This window comes from Clostridioides sp. ES-S-0006-03 (assembly GCF_020662275.1).
In the GTDB taxonomy this organism is placed as follows: Bacteria; Bacillota; Clostridia; order Peptostreptococcales; family Peptostreptococcaceae; genus Clostridioides.
On the sequence record NZ_JADGMM010000009.1, the window covers coordinates 115812 to 128208 of the forward strand.

The 12397-nt window shown below is 28.5% G+C and carries 12 protein-coding genes; all 12 read left to right on the forward strand.

Annotated features, from left to right (window positions below; translation table 11 throughout):
- The first annotated feature begins 75 nt into the window (after positions 1 to 75).
- A complete protein-coding gene (gene hfq / locus IR151_RS13345; protein WP_003428780.1) occupies positions 76 to 336 on the forward strand; it encodes an RNA chaperone Hfq in 261 nt (86 codons plus the stop codon).
- A gap of 123 nt (positions 337 to 459) precedes the next feature.
- Positions 460 to 1740 carry a methionine gamma-lyase family protein gene (locus IR151_RS13350; RefSeq protein WP_227435134.1) on the forward strand — a complete coding sequence of 427 codons (1281 nt, stop codon included), beginning with the start codon at positions 460 to 462 and terminating at the stop codon, positions 1738 to 1740.
- Between the two features lie 69 nt (positions 1741 to 1809).
- The gene (locus IR151_RS13355) at positions 1810 to 3156 is read left to right on the forward strand and encodes a M20 family metallopeptidase (protein ID WP_227435135.1); all 1347 of its coding nucleotides are present in this window, start codon (positions 1810 to 1812) and stop codon (positions 3154 to 3156) included.
- 138 nt (positions 3157 to 3294) lie between these two features.
- Positions 3295 to 4377: an SIR2 family protein gene (locus IR151_RS13360; protein ID WP_227435136.1), complete on the forward strand. Its 1083-nt coding sequence runs from the start codon at positions 3295 to 3297 to the stop codon at positions 4375 to 4377.
- A gap of 83 nt (positions 4378 to 4460) precedes the next feature.
- Entirely contained in the window at positions 4461 to 5093 is a 633-nt protein-coding gene (locus IR151_RS13365) for a cyclase family protein (RefSeq protein WP_227435137.1), read from the forward strand.
- A 59-nt stretch (positions 5094 to 5152) separates the two neighbouring features.
- On the forward strand, positions 5153 to 5692 hold the full coding sequence (locus IR151_RS13370) for a prolyl-tRNA synthetase associated domain-containing protein (RefSeq protein ID WP_227435138.1): 540 nt from the start codon (positions 5153 to 5155) through the stop codon (positions 5690 to 5692).
- A gap of 51 nt (positions 5693 to 5743) precedes the next feature.
- Positions 5744 to 6430: a DUF554 domain-containing protein gene (locus IR151_RS13375; protein ID WP_227435139.1), complete on the forward strand. Its 687-nt coding sequence runs from the start codon at positions 5744 to 5746 to the stop codon at positions 6428 to 6430.
- 182 nt (positions 6431 to 6612) lie between these two features.
- Positions 6613 to 7488 (forward strand): kinase, encoded by an 876-nt coding sequence (locus IR151_RS13380; RefSeq protein WP_227435140.1) that lies wholly within the window; start codon positions 6613 to 6615, stop codon positions 7486 to 7488.
- Positions 7489 to 7845: 357 nt separating this feature from the next.
- On the forward strand, positions 7846 to 9144 hold the full coding sequence (locus IR151_RS13385; RefSeq protein WP_227435141.1) for an acyl-CoA thioesterase/bile acid-CoA:amino acid N-acyltransferase family protein: 1299 nt from the start codon (positions 7846 to 7848) through the stop codon (positions 9142 to 9144).
- A gap of 151 nt (positions 9145 to 9295) precedes the next feature.
- The gene (locus tag IR151_RS13390) at positions 9296 to 10708 is read left to right on the forward strand and encodes a hypothetical protein (RefSeq protein ID WP_227435142.1); all 1413 of its coding nucleotides are present in this window, start codon (positions 9296 to 9298) and stop codon (positions 10706 to 10708) included.
- 176 nt (positions 10709 to 10884) lie between these two features.
- A complete protein-coding gene (locus IR151_RS13395) occupies positions 10885 to 11472 on the forward strand; it encodes a TetR/AcrR family transcriptional regulator (protein WP_227435143.1) in 588 nt (195 codons plus the stop codon).
- 32 nt (positions 11473 to 11504) lie between these two features.
- Positions 11505 to 12296, forward strand: a complete 792-nt coding sequence (locus tag IR151_RS13400; protein ID WP_227435144.1) for a class I SAM-dependent methyltransferase — start codon at positions 11505 to 11507, stop codon at positions 12294 to 12296.
- Positions 12297 to 12397 lie beyond the last annotated feature (101 nt).

The following is a 12397-nucleotide window of genomic DNA, read 5'->3' on the forward strand; positions in this document are numbered from 1 at the left end:
TTATCATAACTTATATAGAATATAAGATAGGAATATTTTAGATGTTCAATTTAATCTTGGGAGGGTACAAATCTAATGAAAAATACAGTTTTAAATTTACAAGATTTGTTTTTAAATAATGCTAGGAAAGAAAGGATACCTGTTACTATATATTTAGTCAATGGAGTTCAAGTCAAAGGGCTTGTAAAAGGATTTGACAGTTATATAATATTGATAGAAGGGGACAATAGACAACAAAACATGATTTATAAACATGCTGTTTCGACTATACAACCTGGTAAATATATTAATTTAACTAATCAAAATCAAAATAATAACAACAATAACAATAGATAACTAATTTAATTTAAGATAATTAAAAGGAGACTTATGCTAACTTATAAACTACAATTTATTTGTTTTAGTAAAATAGTCTCCTTTGATATGTTTAAATAAAATAACAAAGAGACAGGTGATAAAATGCTTAATGAGACAAAAGAATTATTGAAAGGTTACTATGGGATAGATGATGATACTTTTAAATTATCACAAGAAATAATGGAAGATATAAAATATAAGTTTGAGGAAATAAAAGAAATAAGAGAATACAATCAATATAAAGTTTTAAAAGCTATGCAAGAATCTAAATTAAGTGACATGCATTTTAATTGGACTACAGGATATGGATATAATGATATTGGACGTGAAAAAATAGAGGAAATTTATTCAAAAGTTTTTAATACAGAAGATGCTCTTGTAAGACCAATAATTGTAAATGGAACACACGCACTCACTTTATGTATACAAGGAATAGTCAGACCAGGAGATGAAATTCTATCTGTTACTGGAAGACCATACGATACTTTAGAGGGTGTTATAGGTATAAGAGAAGAAAAAGGCTCTTTAAAAGAATATGGTGTTACATATGATGATGTAGATTTTTTAGAAGATGGAAATTTAGATTTAGAAGGAATTAAAAGAAAAATAAATGATAAAACTAAACTTGTTATGATACAAAGGTCAAAAGGGTATTCTTGGAGAAAATCACTTTCAATTAGTGATATAAAAGAAGCCATTGATGTAATAAAATCTGTTAAACCAGAAGTTATAGTAATGGTTGATAACTGTTATGGTGAGTTTCTAGATACTAAAGAGCCAACTGATGTTGGAGCAGATGTTATGGCTGGTTCTCTAATAAAAAATCCTGGAGGTGGACTTGCATTAACAGGTGGGTATATAGCTGGTAGAAAGGATTTAATTGAGCTTATATCATATAGAATGACTTCTCCTGGAATAGGTAAAGAATGTGGTCTTACTTTTGGAACTACTAGAAATGTTCTTCAAGGATTTTTCCTAGCACCATATGTAGTATCTCAAGCTGTGATGGGAGCTATATTTTGTTCAAGAGCTTTTGAAAAATTAGGATATGATGTATTGCCAAAACATGATGATTTAAGAAGTGATATTATTCAGTGTATTAGACTTAATAATGCTGATGAAGTCATAAGTTTTTGCCAAGGAATACAAGAAGCTGCTCCAGTTGATTCTTATGTTAAACCTGTACCTTGGGATATGCCTGGATATGAAAGTGAAGTTATAATGGCAGCAGGAGCATTTATACAAGGTTCTTCTATAGAACTAAGTGCAGATGCTCCAATAAGACCTCCTTATAATGTTTACTTCCAAGGAGGGCTTACATTTGACCACTCTAAAATGGGTACTTTAAAAGCAATTGAATTTATAAAAAAACTAAAAAAGTAAGCATATTTTTCTTTTAAAAGGTCAAAATATTTACTAGTATATTATGATGAGAATTGAAGGGTGATAATTATGAAAGAACAAATTAAAGAAAAAGTGAGTTCTCTACAAGATGAAATGATTTCTTCAATACAAGAAAGTGTAAAAATACCTAGTGTTATATCTGAGCCAACTAAAAATTTCCCATTTGGAGAAAATATAGATAAGGCTTTAAGAGGTATTTTAGACTTATGTAAATCTTTAGGGTTTAAAACAGTATATAAAGATGGATATTATGGCTATGCAGAAATAGGACAAGGTGAAAAAATGATAGGTATACTTGGTCATGTTGATGTAGTTCCAGAAGGTGACTTAGAAAGCTGGAATTATCCACCATTTGAAGGTGTTTTAGAAGATGGTAAGTTATATGGAAGAGGAACACAAGATGATAAAGGACCTACAATATCAGCAATTTATGCAGTAAAAGCTCTTATGGATTTAAATATAGATTTAAATAAGAGAATAAGATTCATTTTTGGAGCTGATGAAGAAAATCTTTGGAGATGTATAAATAAATACAAAGAAAATAATGAAGAAGTACCAGACTATGGATTTACTCCTGATTCTAGATTTCCAATAACAAATGCAGAAAAAGGTCTTTTACAAGTTCATTTAACATGTGAGAGTAAAAGTGATATAGAATTATCAGTTGGGAAGGCTTTAAATGCAGTTCCAGGAAAAGCAGTTTATATTGGAAAATATTCTGATAAGTTAAAAAAAGAATTAGATAAATTAGGTTTTGAATACACTGTTGAAGGCAATAAAATATGTATAATAGGAAAAAGTGTTCATTCAGCAGCTAGTGATACTGGTATAAATGCAGTAGCTAGACTTTGTATAGCTCTTAATAATATAGGAATAGATTCTAATATAATTAAGTTTTTAGCAGAAGTTATTGGTGAAGATGCTAATGGAAACAATATAGTTCCTAATTGCAAGGATGATGTATCAGGAAAATTAACAGTAAATATAGGTAAAGTAACTATTGATAGTAAAAAAGAATTTGCTGGAATTGATGTAAGAATTCCTGTAACATATAAAAAAGATGATTTTGTAAAAGAACTAAAGAAAATAACAGATAAATATAATTTAGATTATAAAGAATATGATTTCTTAGATTCAATTTATGTTCCAGAAGATACACTTCTTGTTAAAACATTGAGAAAAGTATATGAAGAGGAAACTGGTCTTGATGGAACACCTCTTTCATCTGGAGGAGCAACTTATGCAAGAGCTTTAGACAATTGTGTTGCCTTTGGAGCTATTTTCCCAGGGAAACCAGAAACTGAGCATCAAGCTAATGAACATTTGATAGTAGAGGATATTGTAAAAGCTGCTCAAATATATGCTCTTTCTATTTATGAATTATTAAAGATTTAAATATAAATATAAAGCTGTCTTGTAATAGGATTTTTTCTAGTAAAAGACAGCTTTATTGTTGTATTATTAAATAAGTTAATAAGATAAATATTTAATAGATATAAAAAATAATAGTAATGTTTATATAGGAGGAATTATATGAAAATAGCTATATTTTTGGGAGCAGGAGCTTCAGCTGCAGAAAATTTACCCATTCAAAATGAATTATTTAGTGAATACTTTAAGAAATTAAAACCTAAAAATTATGATACTGATATGAATAGAGAATTGTATGCCTTTTTTAAACAAATGTTTAATATTGACATAAGAAAAGATAATCTAGATAATGCAAATTTTCCAACATTTGAAGAAGTTTTAGGGCTTTTAGATTTAGCAGAACAAAGAAGAGAAGCCTTTAGAAATTTTGGACTTGAAAATTTAAATAATAGAAGTGATAGTATACGTTTTTTAAGACAGTATTTAATACTATTGATGGCTGAAGCAATTCATAATACACCTAGAACAGATAATAAATATCACAAACTTTTAGTTGAAAATCTTTTACAAAATGATTTACTCCTTGATACAACTTTTATTAGTGCAAATTATGATATACATATAGACAATACAGTTACTGGCTTAAGAGATAAAAATGATTTGCCTATTATGCTTGATTATGGTGTAGAATTTACTAATTTTAAGGAAGAATTAAACTGGAGAAAACCAAAAGAACCATTAATTAAACTCTATAAGATACATGGTTCATTGAACTGGCTTTACTGTCCTATTTGCAACAGTTTAACTCTTACACCACATGAAGGTGGTGTTATGAAACTAATTGAAAATAGTTCAGAAACAAAATGTTTGGAGTGTGGAGAACTGACAGAACCAATCATAGTTCCACCAACATATTTTAAGAATATGTCAAATATATTTTTAAGTAATGTTTGGAATGAGACAGAAAAAACTTTGAGAGAGGCTGACCTTCTGGTATTTTGTGGGTATTCATTTCCAGAGGCTGATATGCATATAAAATATATGTTAAAAAGAGTACAAACAAATGGTGGAAAAACACCTCTTAAAATAATGGTGTTTAATAATCATTCACAAAAACAAAGGATTACTTTAAAAAAAGAAGAAAGAAGATATAAGCGTTTTTTAGGAGAAGATGTTATATTTACTGATAATTCTTTTCAAGATTTTTCTATGAACCCATTAAATTTTATAAAAAGTATATACTAATTTGGCAATAATAGGATAAAATCCAATAGAAATAAAGTGAATTTAGGTATATAATAGAAAATAAAACATAGGGGGTATAAAAAATGAAGGTTTTTGATTTAACTCATGTGACACATAATGATATGCCTGTATATGCAGAGACTAATAGACCTGATATAAAAAAAGTAGCTATTATTGAAGAAAATGGATATCAAGAAACATTAATCAGTGTATTTTCTCACAATGGAACTCATATGGATTCACCAAAACATATGTATACTAAAGGTGAATCCTTAGATACATTGGATATAGAAAATTTTGTCGGTAAGGCTTATGTATTAGAAATTGAGCAAGGAAGCAAAAACATAGAATTAGAATATCTAAAAAAATATGAAGATGAAATAAAAAGTAGTGAGTTTATAATATTTAAATCAGGTTGGTCAAAGTTTTGGGATAAAAAGCAATATTATGTAGGTTATCCTACATTAACAGAAGAGGCTGCAAACTATATAGCTGATAGTAATCTAAAGGGAATAGGAATTGATATGTTATCTGTAGATAGATACGACACATCAGCTTTTAAGGTACATCACATTTTATTTGAAAAAGGTAAAATAATAATAGAGAATCTTACAAATTTAGAAGCTGTGCCAGAAAGATTTCTATTTATAGCAGCTCCATTTAAGTATAATGACGCTGATGGTGCTCCAGTAAGAGCAATAGCCATAGTAGAATAATATTTACTATAAAACAGGAGAAGTGTAATATACAAAGTATTAAAGGAGAATATAGCATGATGAGTGATGTAAAAGATAAAATAACAGAATTATCAGATGCAACTGAAGTAAATTTAAATGAAACTAAAATATACAATATTTTAGATAAGTTAAATATTAAATATGAGGTAGTAGAACATGAAGCTGTATATACAGCAGAGCAGTTAGTAATTTTAAATGATATAACAAAAGGATGTCAGTGTAAAAATTTATTTTTAAGAAATGCTAAAGGAAACAAATACTATCTAATTGTAGTTAGAGGGGATAAACATGTTGATTTAAATTCAGTTAAAGAAAAAATAGGAAGTTCTAGGTTATCATTTGCTTCGCCTGAAAGATTATACAATGTACTTAAACTTCTTCCTGGAAGTGTAAATCCTTTTTCATTAGTAAATGATACAGAAAGAAAAGTAGAGCTTTACATAGATGAGGATGTAATTAAAGAAGAGTATTTAAATTTTCATCCAAATATAAATACTAAAACTGTAAATATATCAAAAAAAGGATTTGAAAAATTTTTGGAATATTTGGAATATCCACTACAAATCATTGACATTTAAGTTTTTAATGAACTTAAGCAAAATTTAATTAACTAATCGAGGGGAGAAAAAATGTTTGGAGTAATAGCAAATAGTCTAGCAATCGCAGGTGGGTGTATAGTAGGTCTTATAATCAAAGGTGGTTTACCTCAAAGAGTAAGTGATACTATAATGAATGGAATTGCCCTATGTGTATTATATATAGGGATATCAGGAGCACTAGAGGGAAAGAATACACTAGTGACAATAATATCTATAGCTTTAGGAGCTTTAATAGGAGAGTTAATAGATATTGATAAATGGGTAAATAAATTAGGTGCATTTTTGCAGAGTAGGTTTTCTAAAGGCAATAAAAAGGATTCTATTGCTGAAGGTTTTATATCATCTAGTTTGTTATTTTGTATAGGGGCTATGGCAGTAGTTGGTTCGTTAGAAAGTGGACTTACAGGAAGCCATGATACTTTATTTGTAAAATCAGTAATAGATGGGATAGCTTCTGTTATATTTACAGCTTCTTTAGGTATAGGTGTAATGTTTTCTGCTGTATCTGTATTTTTATATGAAGGTATTATATGTTTAGGGGCATCATTTTTAAATGGATTTTTAAGTGACCCTGTAGTTACAGAAATGACAGCTGCAGGAAGTTTATTAATTATAGGACTTGGTTTAAATGTACTTAAGCTAACAAATATAAAAGTAGCAAATCTATTACCAGCCATATTTATACCAATATTATTTGGTGTATTTGGAGTAATTTAGAGATTAAAAACTTAAAGTTTGTCTAATTTTTTTAAAAACTTTAGACAAATTTTTTATTTAGAAGGAAAATGGCTTTCATCATCAAATTAATAATTATAGTAGAAATAAGTTTAATATTATGATTATAAAGTTTATATTAAATTTATTTTATTGATGAAACTAATGGGGGAGGTTAAAACTCAATGATTACATTTGATGTAAATGGAGCTATTATCAGGTTTGATGATACAAAAAATAATTATAATAAGATAAGAAAAATTTTTAAATTGTATGCTTTAGAAATTTCTAAAAACTTTGAGAGAGATTGTTTAAATAATTTTCAAAATCTAAAACAAATATCAGATAGAGGTCTAAATCTAGGAGAAAAATATATAGAGGAATCTTTTAAGAAAGGAATCGAGACTATAGTGAGTTTTGGAATTATAACTATAGATATTGATACCTTTAAAAGTGTTTATTGTGAAAAATATTTAGATTTTAAAAGGCTTTTTAATAACTTAAATAAAACTTTTATCATACCAAATAAGAATAAAAAAAATAATCATGCAAATTTTTTAGAAATCGAATCTACCGTAAAAAAAATGAGCAATTATTTGTATAATGATTGTTTCAAAATTCATTATGCTGTAATAGATGCACTTATAGAAAATAGAGTCAATGAAGTCCATTCTTATATTGATGAAGAATCTATAAAAAAATCTAATGCCTTGTTTAATAATTACAAAGATGGTTTTATTGGAAAAGCAGATGAGTGTAAGGTTGTAAAACAAATAATAACATTAAATCCATATAGAGAAGATGTATACGAGTTTTTGGTAAAGGAAGATGGAGATTTTAGTAAGGAGATTGAAAGATTAACTGAATTTTTAGGATATAATATAAAAGAATATAAGGCTTCTTTAATGGACCTTTATATAAATGAACTAGTAGAGAGCGATGAAAGTGATGCTGAAAATGCAAGAGAGAAGATTGAAAAGTATGCTAAATATATTGGTTGTAGTGATGAAAATCTATATATAGCAAGGGTTAATGCCATATACACTTTTGCCAATGCATAAATTTTGTGAAATTTATAAATAAAGAAATACATGTTTGTACTAAAATTTTAAATAAAAAATACTTATTAAGCTTACTAAAAAATAATTTATATTTTCTAGATAAAACCATTTCTTTAAAGGAGTGGTTTTATTTTTTCTATCACTCAATATAAGCAAAATTTTAAATTACGAATAGCTCATATTATTAAAATAATTTTAAGTAAATAAAAAAGACAATATATTGACTAAATTGGTTCGAGTTGATATAATGAAATAGTCAACATAATGTCTTATATTTGGATTATTCATAGCTTGCTAAAGAAAGCTATTTCAAATATATAAATCATGAGCAATAATTATTATATGGAGGAATCAATTATGAAAGTAAATATATACAATGCAGAATCACTTGTAGATGATAAAATTAAAGTTATAGTTTCAGGCTTAATTCCAAATAGTAAATTAAGAGTATCTATGAAAATGGAATTTCCATGGTGTAAAGGGGAGGAATTCTCATCTTATGGGGTATTTTATTCAAATGAAAAAGGAGAAGTGGATTTAGATTCAATTGAACCTGTAGAAGGGACTTATAAAACTACTGACTGCATGGGGTTAATTTATTCTCTGAAAAAATCAAAAACTGAAGGTGAAAATTTTGCAGAAAATATATCTATTGATAAACCAATAATCATGAATATGATATTTGAATCTGATATTGAAAGAAAAGAAGTTAAGTTGAAGAGATTGTTCAAAACAGAAGATATTATCACAAAAGATATATCTGATGAATTTATAGGAAAATTATTTTATAAACAAAACTCTAGTAATAAAACAATTTTAGTTTTAGGGGGTTCTGATGGAAATTTAGATGCTTTAGAACTCCTGGCAGCTCCACTTGCATCTAGAGGGTTCAATGTACTAGCAGTTGCTTATTTTGCTCTAGAAGGATTGCCAAGTAAGTTAGAAGAAGTACCATTAGAATACTTTGAAAAAATATTTAAATGGATTAGTGAAGATGAAATCACTAATACTAAAGAAATATTTGTACATGGGACATCAAAAGGTGGTGAGTTAGCACTTTTACTTGCTTCAAGATATAAACAAATTAAAAAAGTAGTAGTATCACAGCCTCATGCGTATTGTTTTCAAGCACTTGATGGACAAATGAATGGAAAAGATACTTCATCATGGTCATATAAAGGTAAGCCACTTCCATATATCAAGGTAGACAATAATATATTCTTTGAAGACCAGAAAAAAGATATAGAAAAAGGAATTCCATTTGGATTTGCCAGTACTTATAAGAAAAGTATTGAAAGGGCAGACAATAAAGAAGAGGCTAGGATAAAAGTAGAAAATTCTGAAGCTGACATTCTTATGATTTCTGGAAAAGAAGATAATATTTGGAATAGTTATGATGGTTGTGTAGAAATCATAGAAAAACTTAAAAGAAATAACTACCAATATAATGTGGAACTATTAACATATGATAAGATGGGACATCCTTTACCAATTCCATATATTGTACCTCTAAGTGAAACTTTATCTATGAATATGGCTGGAGGAATATTTTCTTCAGGAGGAACTGTAAAAGGTAATGCAAAAGGACAGTTTGAATCATGGAAAAGAACTATTGAATTTTATAAAGAACCTTTATCAATCGATATAAAAAAATAAAAATGGATATATCTTTCTATATATGCACAAAATCTATCAATTTTACAATTTTAATTTATTGTTTATGTAATTTATATGTTATATACTAGTTTTAACAAGATTGATAATTTATAAACAATTAATAAGAGTTATTGAAAGGTGGAGTGAAATTATGGAAAGACTCACTAGAAGTGAACAGCCTCACATAAAATTTGGAATGTTTAAGATACGAATTCCGTTTATACATTACAGATTTGAGAAACCGGAAGCTATTCAAGGCATAATATCAAGTATGACAAGCTTAGGAACTATTGGACTTAGCACGCAAATATTAGGATTACCCTATGAAGTAGCATGGAGTATGGCTATCATTAACTCAATATTGTATTGCCTGCATGTTTTTATGGGAGACCCAGTAGTTCCTGGCTGGATTACAGCTTCTATAACTCTTACAACTGCATATTTGTTAAAGTTCAATATTGGTATTGAAAGAATACAAGCATTAACAGCTTTACAAATAGATTTAGGAATTATATTTATTTTAATGGGTATAACAGGTATAGCTGGAAAACTAGTAAATAGAATCCCAAATTCCATCAAAGGTGGAATACTTATGGGAGTTGGTATATCAACTGTAATAGCAGAATTTAGCCCTAAAGGCAGATTTGAATCTTATCCAATATCTATAACAGTTGGGATTTTAGTTGCTTGCTTTGTAATGTTTTCTGAAAAATTCGATGCTCTAAAAGTAAAGAATAAGTTTTTATTTCGATTAGGTCAATATGGAGTAGTTCCAGCTATTTTAGTGAGTTTAATTATAGGAATATTTAGTAAAGAAATAGGAATTCCTAGCTTTAATTTTGAAAATATTATTTATATAATGGATTTTCAAAAATTAATAGATACAGTATCTCCTTTTGGAATAGGTTTTCCAAGTCTAATATTATTTATACAAGGATTGCCAATGGCTTTCATGATATATATAATTGCATTTGGTGATTTTATAACAGGTGAAAATTTAGTTCTTTCTGAAAGTAAAAACAGAACAGATGAGTATATTGATTTTAATTCTAATAGGTCTAATATTATAAGTGGGATAAGAAATATTGTTATGGCAGTTATTTCTCCATATATAGCTATGTGTGGTCCATTAGCTGCAACTCTTACTGGAAGTGTTGCTCAAAGATATAAGGTTGGAAAGGAAGCAATGCAGTCTATTTTTAGTGGTATGGGTACATTAGTATGGGTTTCAGCTATTTTTATCTGCTTTTATCCAATTGCCCAAATAGCTACGCCTCTTATACCATTAGCATTATCAGTGACACTTTTAGTTCAAGGTTACTTATGTACTAAACTATCAATGGAACTATGTGATACTGGCGTAGAGAGAGGATTAATTGGGCTGATGGGTGGCGTGATTGCTGCTAAAGGTGGAACCTGGGGACTTGTTGTAGGTTTTATACTATATTTTGTCTTAATTGATTCTAAAAAAAGAAAAGAAAGTAATATTAATTCAAAAGAAAGTGATATTAATTCATCAGAAGATTATGTATATGAAATATCATGTAAAAAGAAAAGTATTTAAAGTAAAATATGAGTTGCAATCGTCTATTAATAGATTAATTGCAACTCATATTTTATTTGTCAGCTTCAGGAATGATAAAAAATGCAAAACTATTTCTTGACATAAATTTTTTAATGTGCAACAATTGTTATATAACGTATGTATTTTATAAAAATTTAATGGAGAAGTGAATTTATATGCCACCTAAAGCAAAAATAACGAAAGAAATGATTTTGAATATTGTCTTGGATATTACAAGAGAAACAGGATTTGAAACTGTAAATGCAAGGAGTATCGCAAGTAAATTACAATGTTCCACTCGACCAATTTTTACTTGCTATGAAAATATGGATGAATTAAAAGGTGAATTTCTTGCTTTTGCATATGAATACTATAATCAGTATGTTATTAATTATCATAATTCTGAAAATGTCAGTCAATATTTATTACTTCCACTTTCATACATTGAATTTGCTCAAGAAGAAACACATTTATTTAAGTTGTTGTTTATAAACGATTTAGATTTGATGATGGAAGATCCAAATGATTTCTACAAAGAAATTGATAATGAAAAAAAGGCAAGGCTTTTTTCTGAAAGTATTGGAATAGAGTTAGAATGTGCAAAAGTCATATTTTTAGATTTATTTCTTTATACTCATGGCATAGCTGTCTTAACAGCAACGAAAAAATTGACATTAGATAGAAATAGTGCCGAAAAAATGTTGAAAAATATATTATCAGCTTTTATAAGACAAGAAAAAAAGGATTGGAATTTATCTATTTGATGTTTACTAACTAATACAGAAGGGGGTGCAATATGAAAACAAACCAATACTTAATTGATTTTTACAATAATTACGACGAAGATAGTCGGTTGGCATTAAAGCATGGAACAGTTGAATTCCTAACCACTATGCATTACATTGAAAAGTACATAAAACCTAGCGACCGTGTGATTGAAATTGGTGCTGCAACTGGTCGATATTCTCACACGCTGGCACGTCAGGGATATGACGTTGATGCAGTCGAATTGGTCGAACATAACATAGAAATTTTCCGTAAAAATATTCAATCAAATGAAAATATAACTATTACTCAAGGTAATGCTATGGATTTGTCTGCTTTCTCAGACAATGAATATGACATTACATTGTTGTTAGGTCCGTTGTATCATCTTTATAGCAAAGAGGATAAACAACAAGCTCTACATGAGGCTATCCGTGTAACAAAACATGGTGGTGTGATTTTTGCTGCATATGTTATATCTGATGGCTGCCTTATTGATGAAGGGTTCAACCGAGGAAATATCAATGTAGCTGAATATATTGAAAAGGGCTTGATTGACCCACAGACATTTGCTACCAAGTCAGGTCCTAAGGATTTGTTTGAACTTGTCCGTAAAGAAAACATTGACGATTTGATGTCTGTTTTTCCTGTAACAAGACTGCATTACGTCGCATCGGATGGTTTAGCCCTATGTATGCGTGAAGCAGTCGATGCTATGGATGATGAAGAATTTGAGTTATATTTGAAATATCACTTTGCTACTTGTGAACGCGAAGATTTAATAGGCGTTACGAGTCATGCGATTGATATATTCAGAAAATAAATAATAGAAGTTAAAAAACAAACAGAGGGTCGTAAAATCAAAGTTTTCAGACCCTCTAAATCTTGAAAATCTATGTTGAGTGTAGTATAAAAGTAGCTATT

What these genes read in the sequence shown, in the direction of transcription:
- IR151_RS13370 (WP_227435138.1), top strand. Translation starts at nt 5,153, where the DNA reads ATGAGTGATGTAAAAGATAAAATAACAGAATTATCAGATGCAACTGAA.
- IR151_RS13350 (WP_227435134.1), top strand. Translation starts at nt 460, where the DNA reads ATGCTTAATGAGACAAAAGAATTATTGAAAGGTTACTATGGGATAGAT.
- IR151_RS13395 (WP_227435143.1), top strand. Translation starts at nt 10,885, where the DNA reads ATGCCACCTAAAGCAAAAATAACGAAAGAAATGATTTTGAATATTGTC.
- IR151_RS13375 (WP_227435139.1), top strand. Translation starts at nt 5,744, where the DNA reads ATGTTTGGAGTAATAGCAAATAGTCTAGCAATCGCAGGTGGGTGTATA.
- IR151_RS13390 (WP_227435142.1), top strand. Translation starts at nt 9,296, where the DNA reads ATGGAAAGACTCACTAGAAGTGAACAGCCTCACATAAAATTTGGAATG.
- IR151_RS13385 (WP_227435141.1), top strand. Translation starts at nt 7,846, where the DNA reads ATGAAAGTAAATATATACAATGCAGAATCACTTGTAGATGATAAAATT.
- IR151_RS13380 (WP_227435140.1), top strand. Translation starts at nt 6,613, where the DNA reads ATGATTACATTTGATGTAAATGGAGCTATTATCAGGTTTGATGATACA.
- IR151_RS13365 (WP_227435137.1), top strand. Translation starts at nt 4,461, where the DNA reads ATGAAGGTTTTTGATTTAACTCATGTGACACATAATGATATGCCTGTA.
- IR151_RS13400 (WP_227435144.1), top strand. Translation starts at nt 11,505, where the DNA reads ATGAAAACAAACCAATACTTAATTGATTTTTACAATAATTACGACGAA.
- IR151_RS13355 (WP_227435135.1), top strand. Translation starts at nt 1,810, where the DNA reads ATGAAAGAACAAATTAAAGAAAAAGTGAGTTCTCTACAAGATGAAATG.
- IR151_RS13360 (WP_227435136.1), top strand. Translation starts at nt 3,295, where the DNA reads ATGAAAATAGCTATATTTTTGGGAGCAGGAGCTTCAGCTGCAGAAAAT.
- hfq (WP_003428780.1), top strand. Translation starts at nt 76, where the DNA reads ATGAAAAATACAGTTTTAAATTTACAAGATTTGTTTTTAAATAATGCT.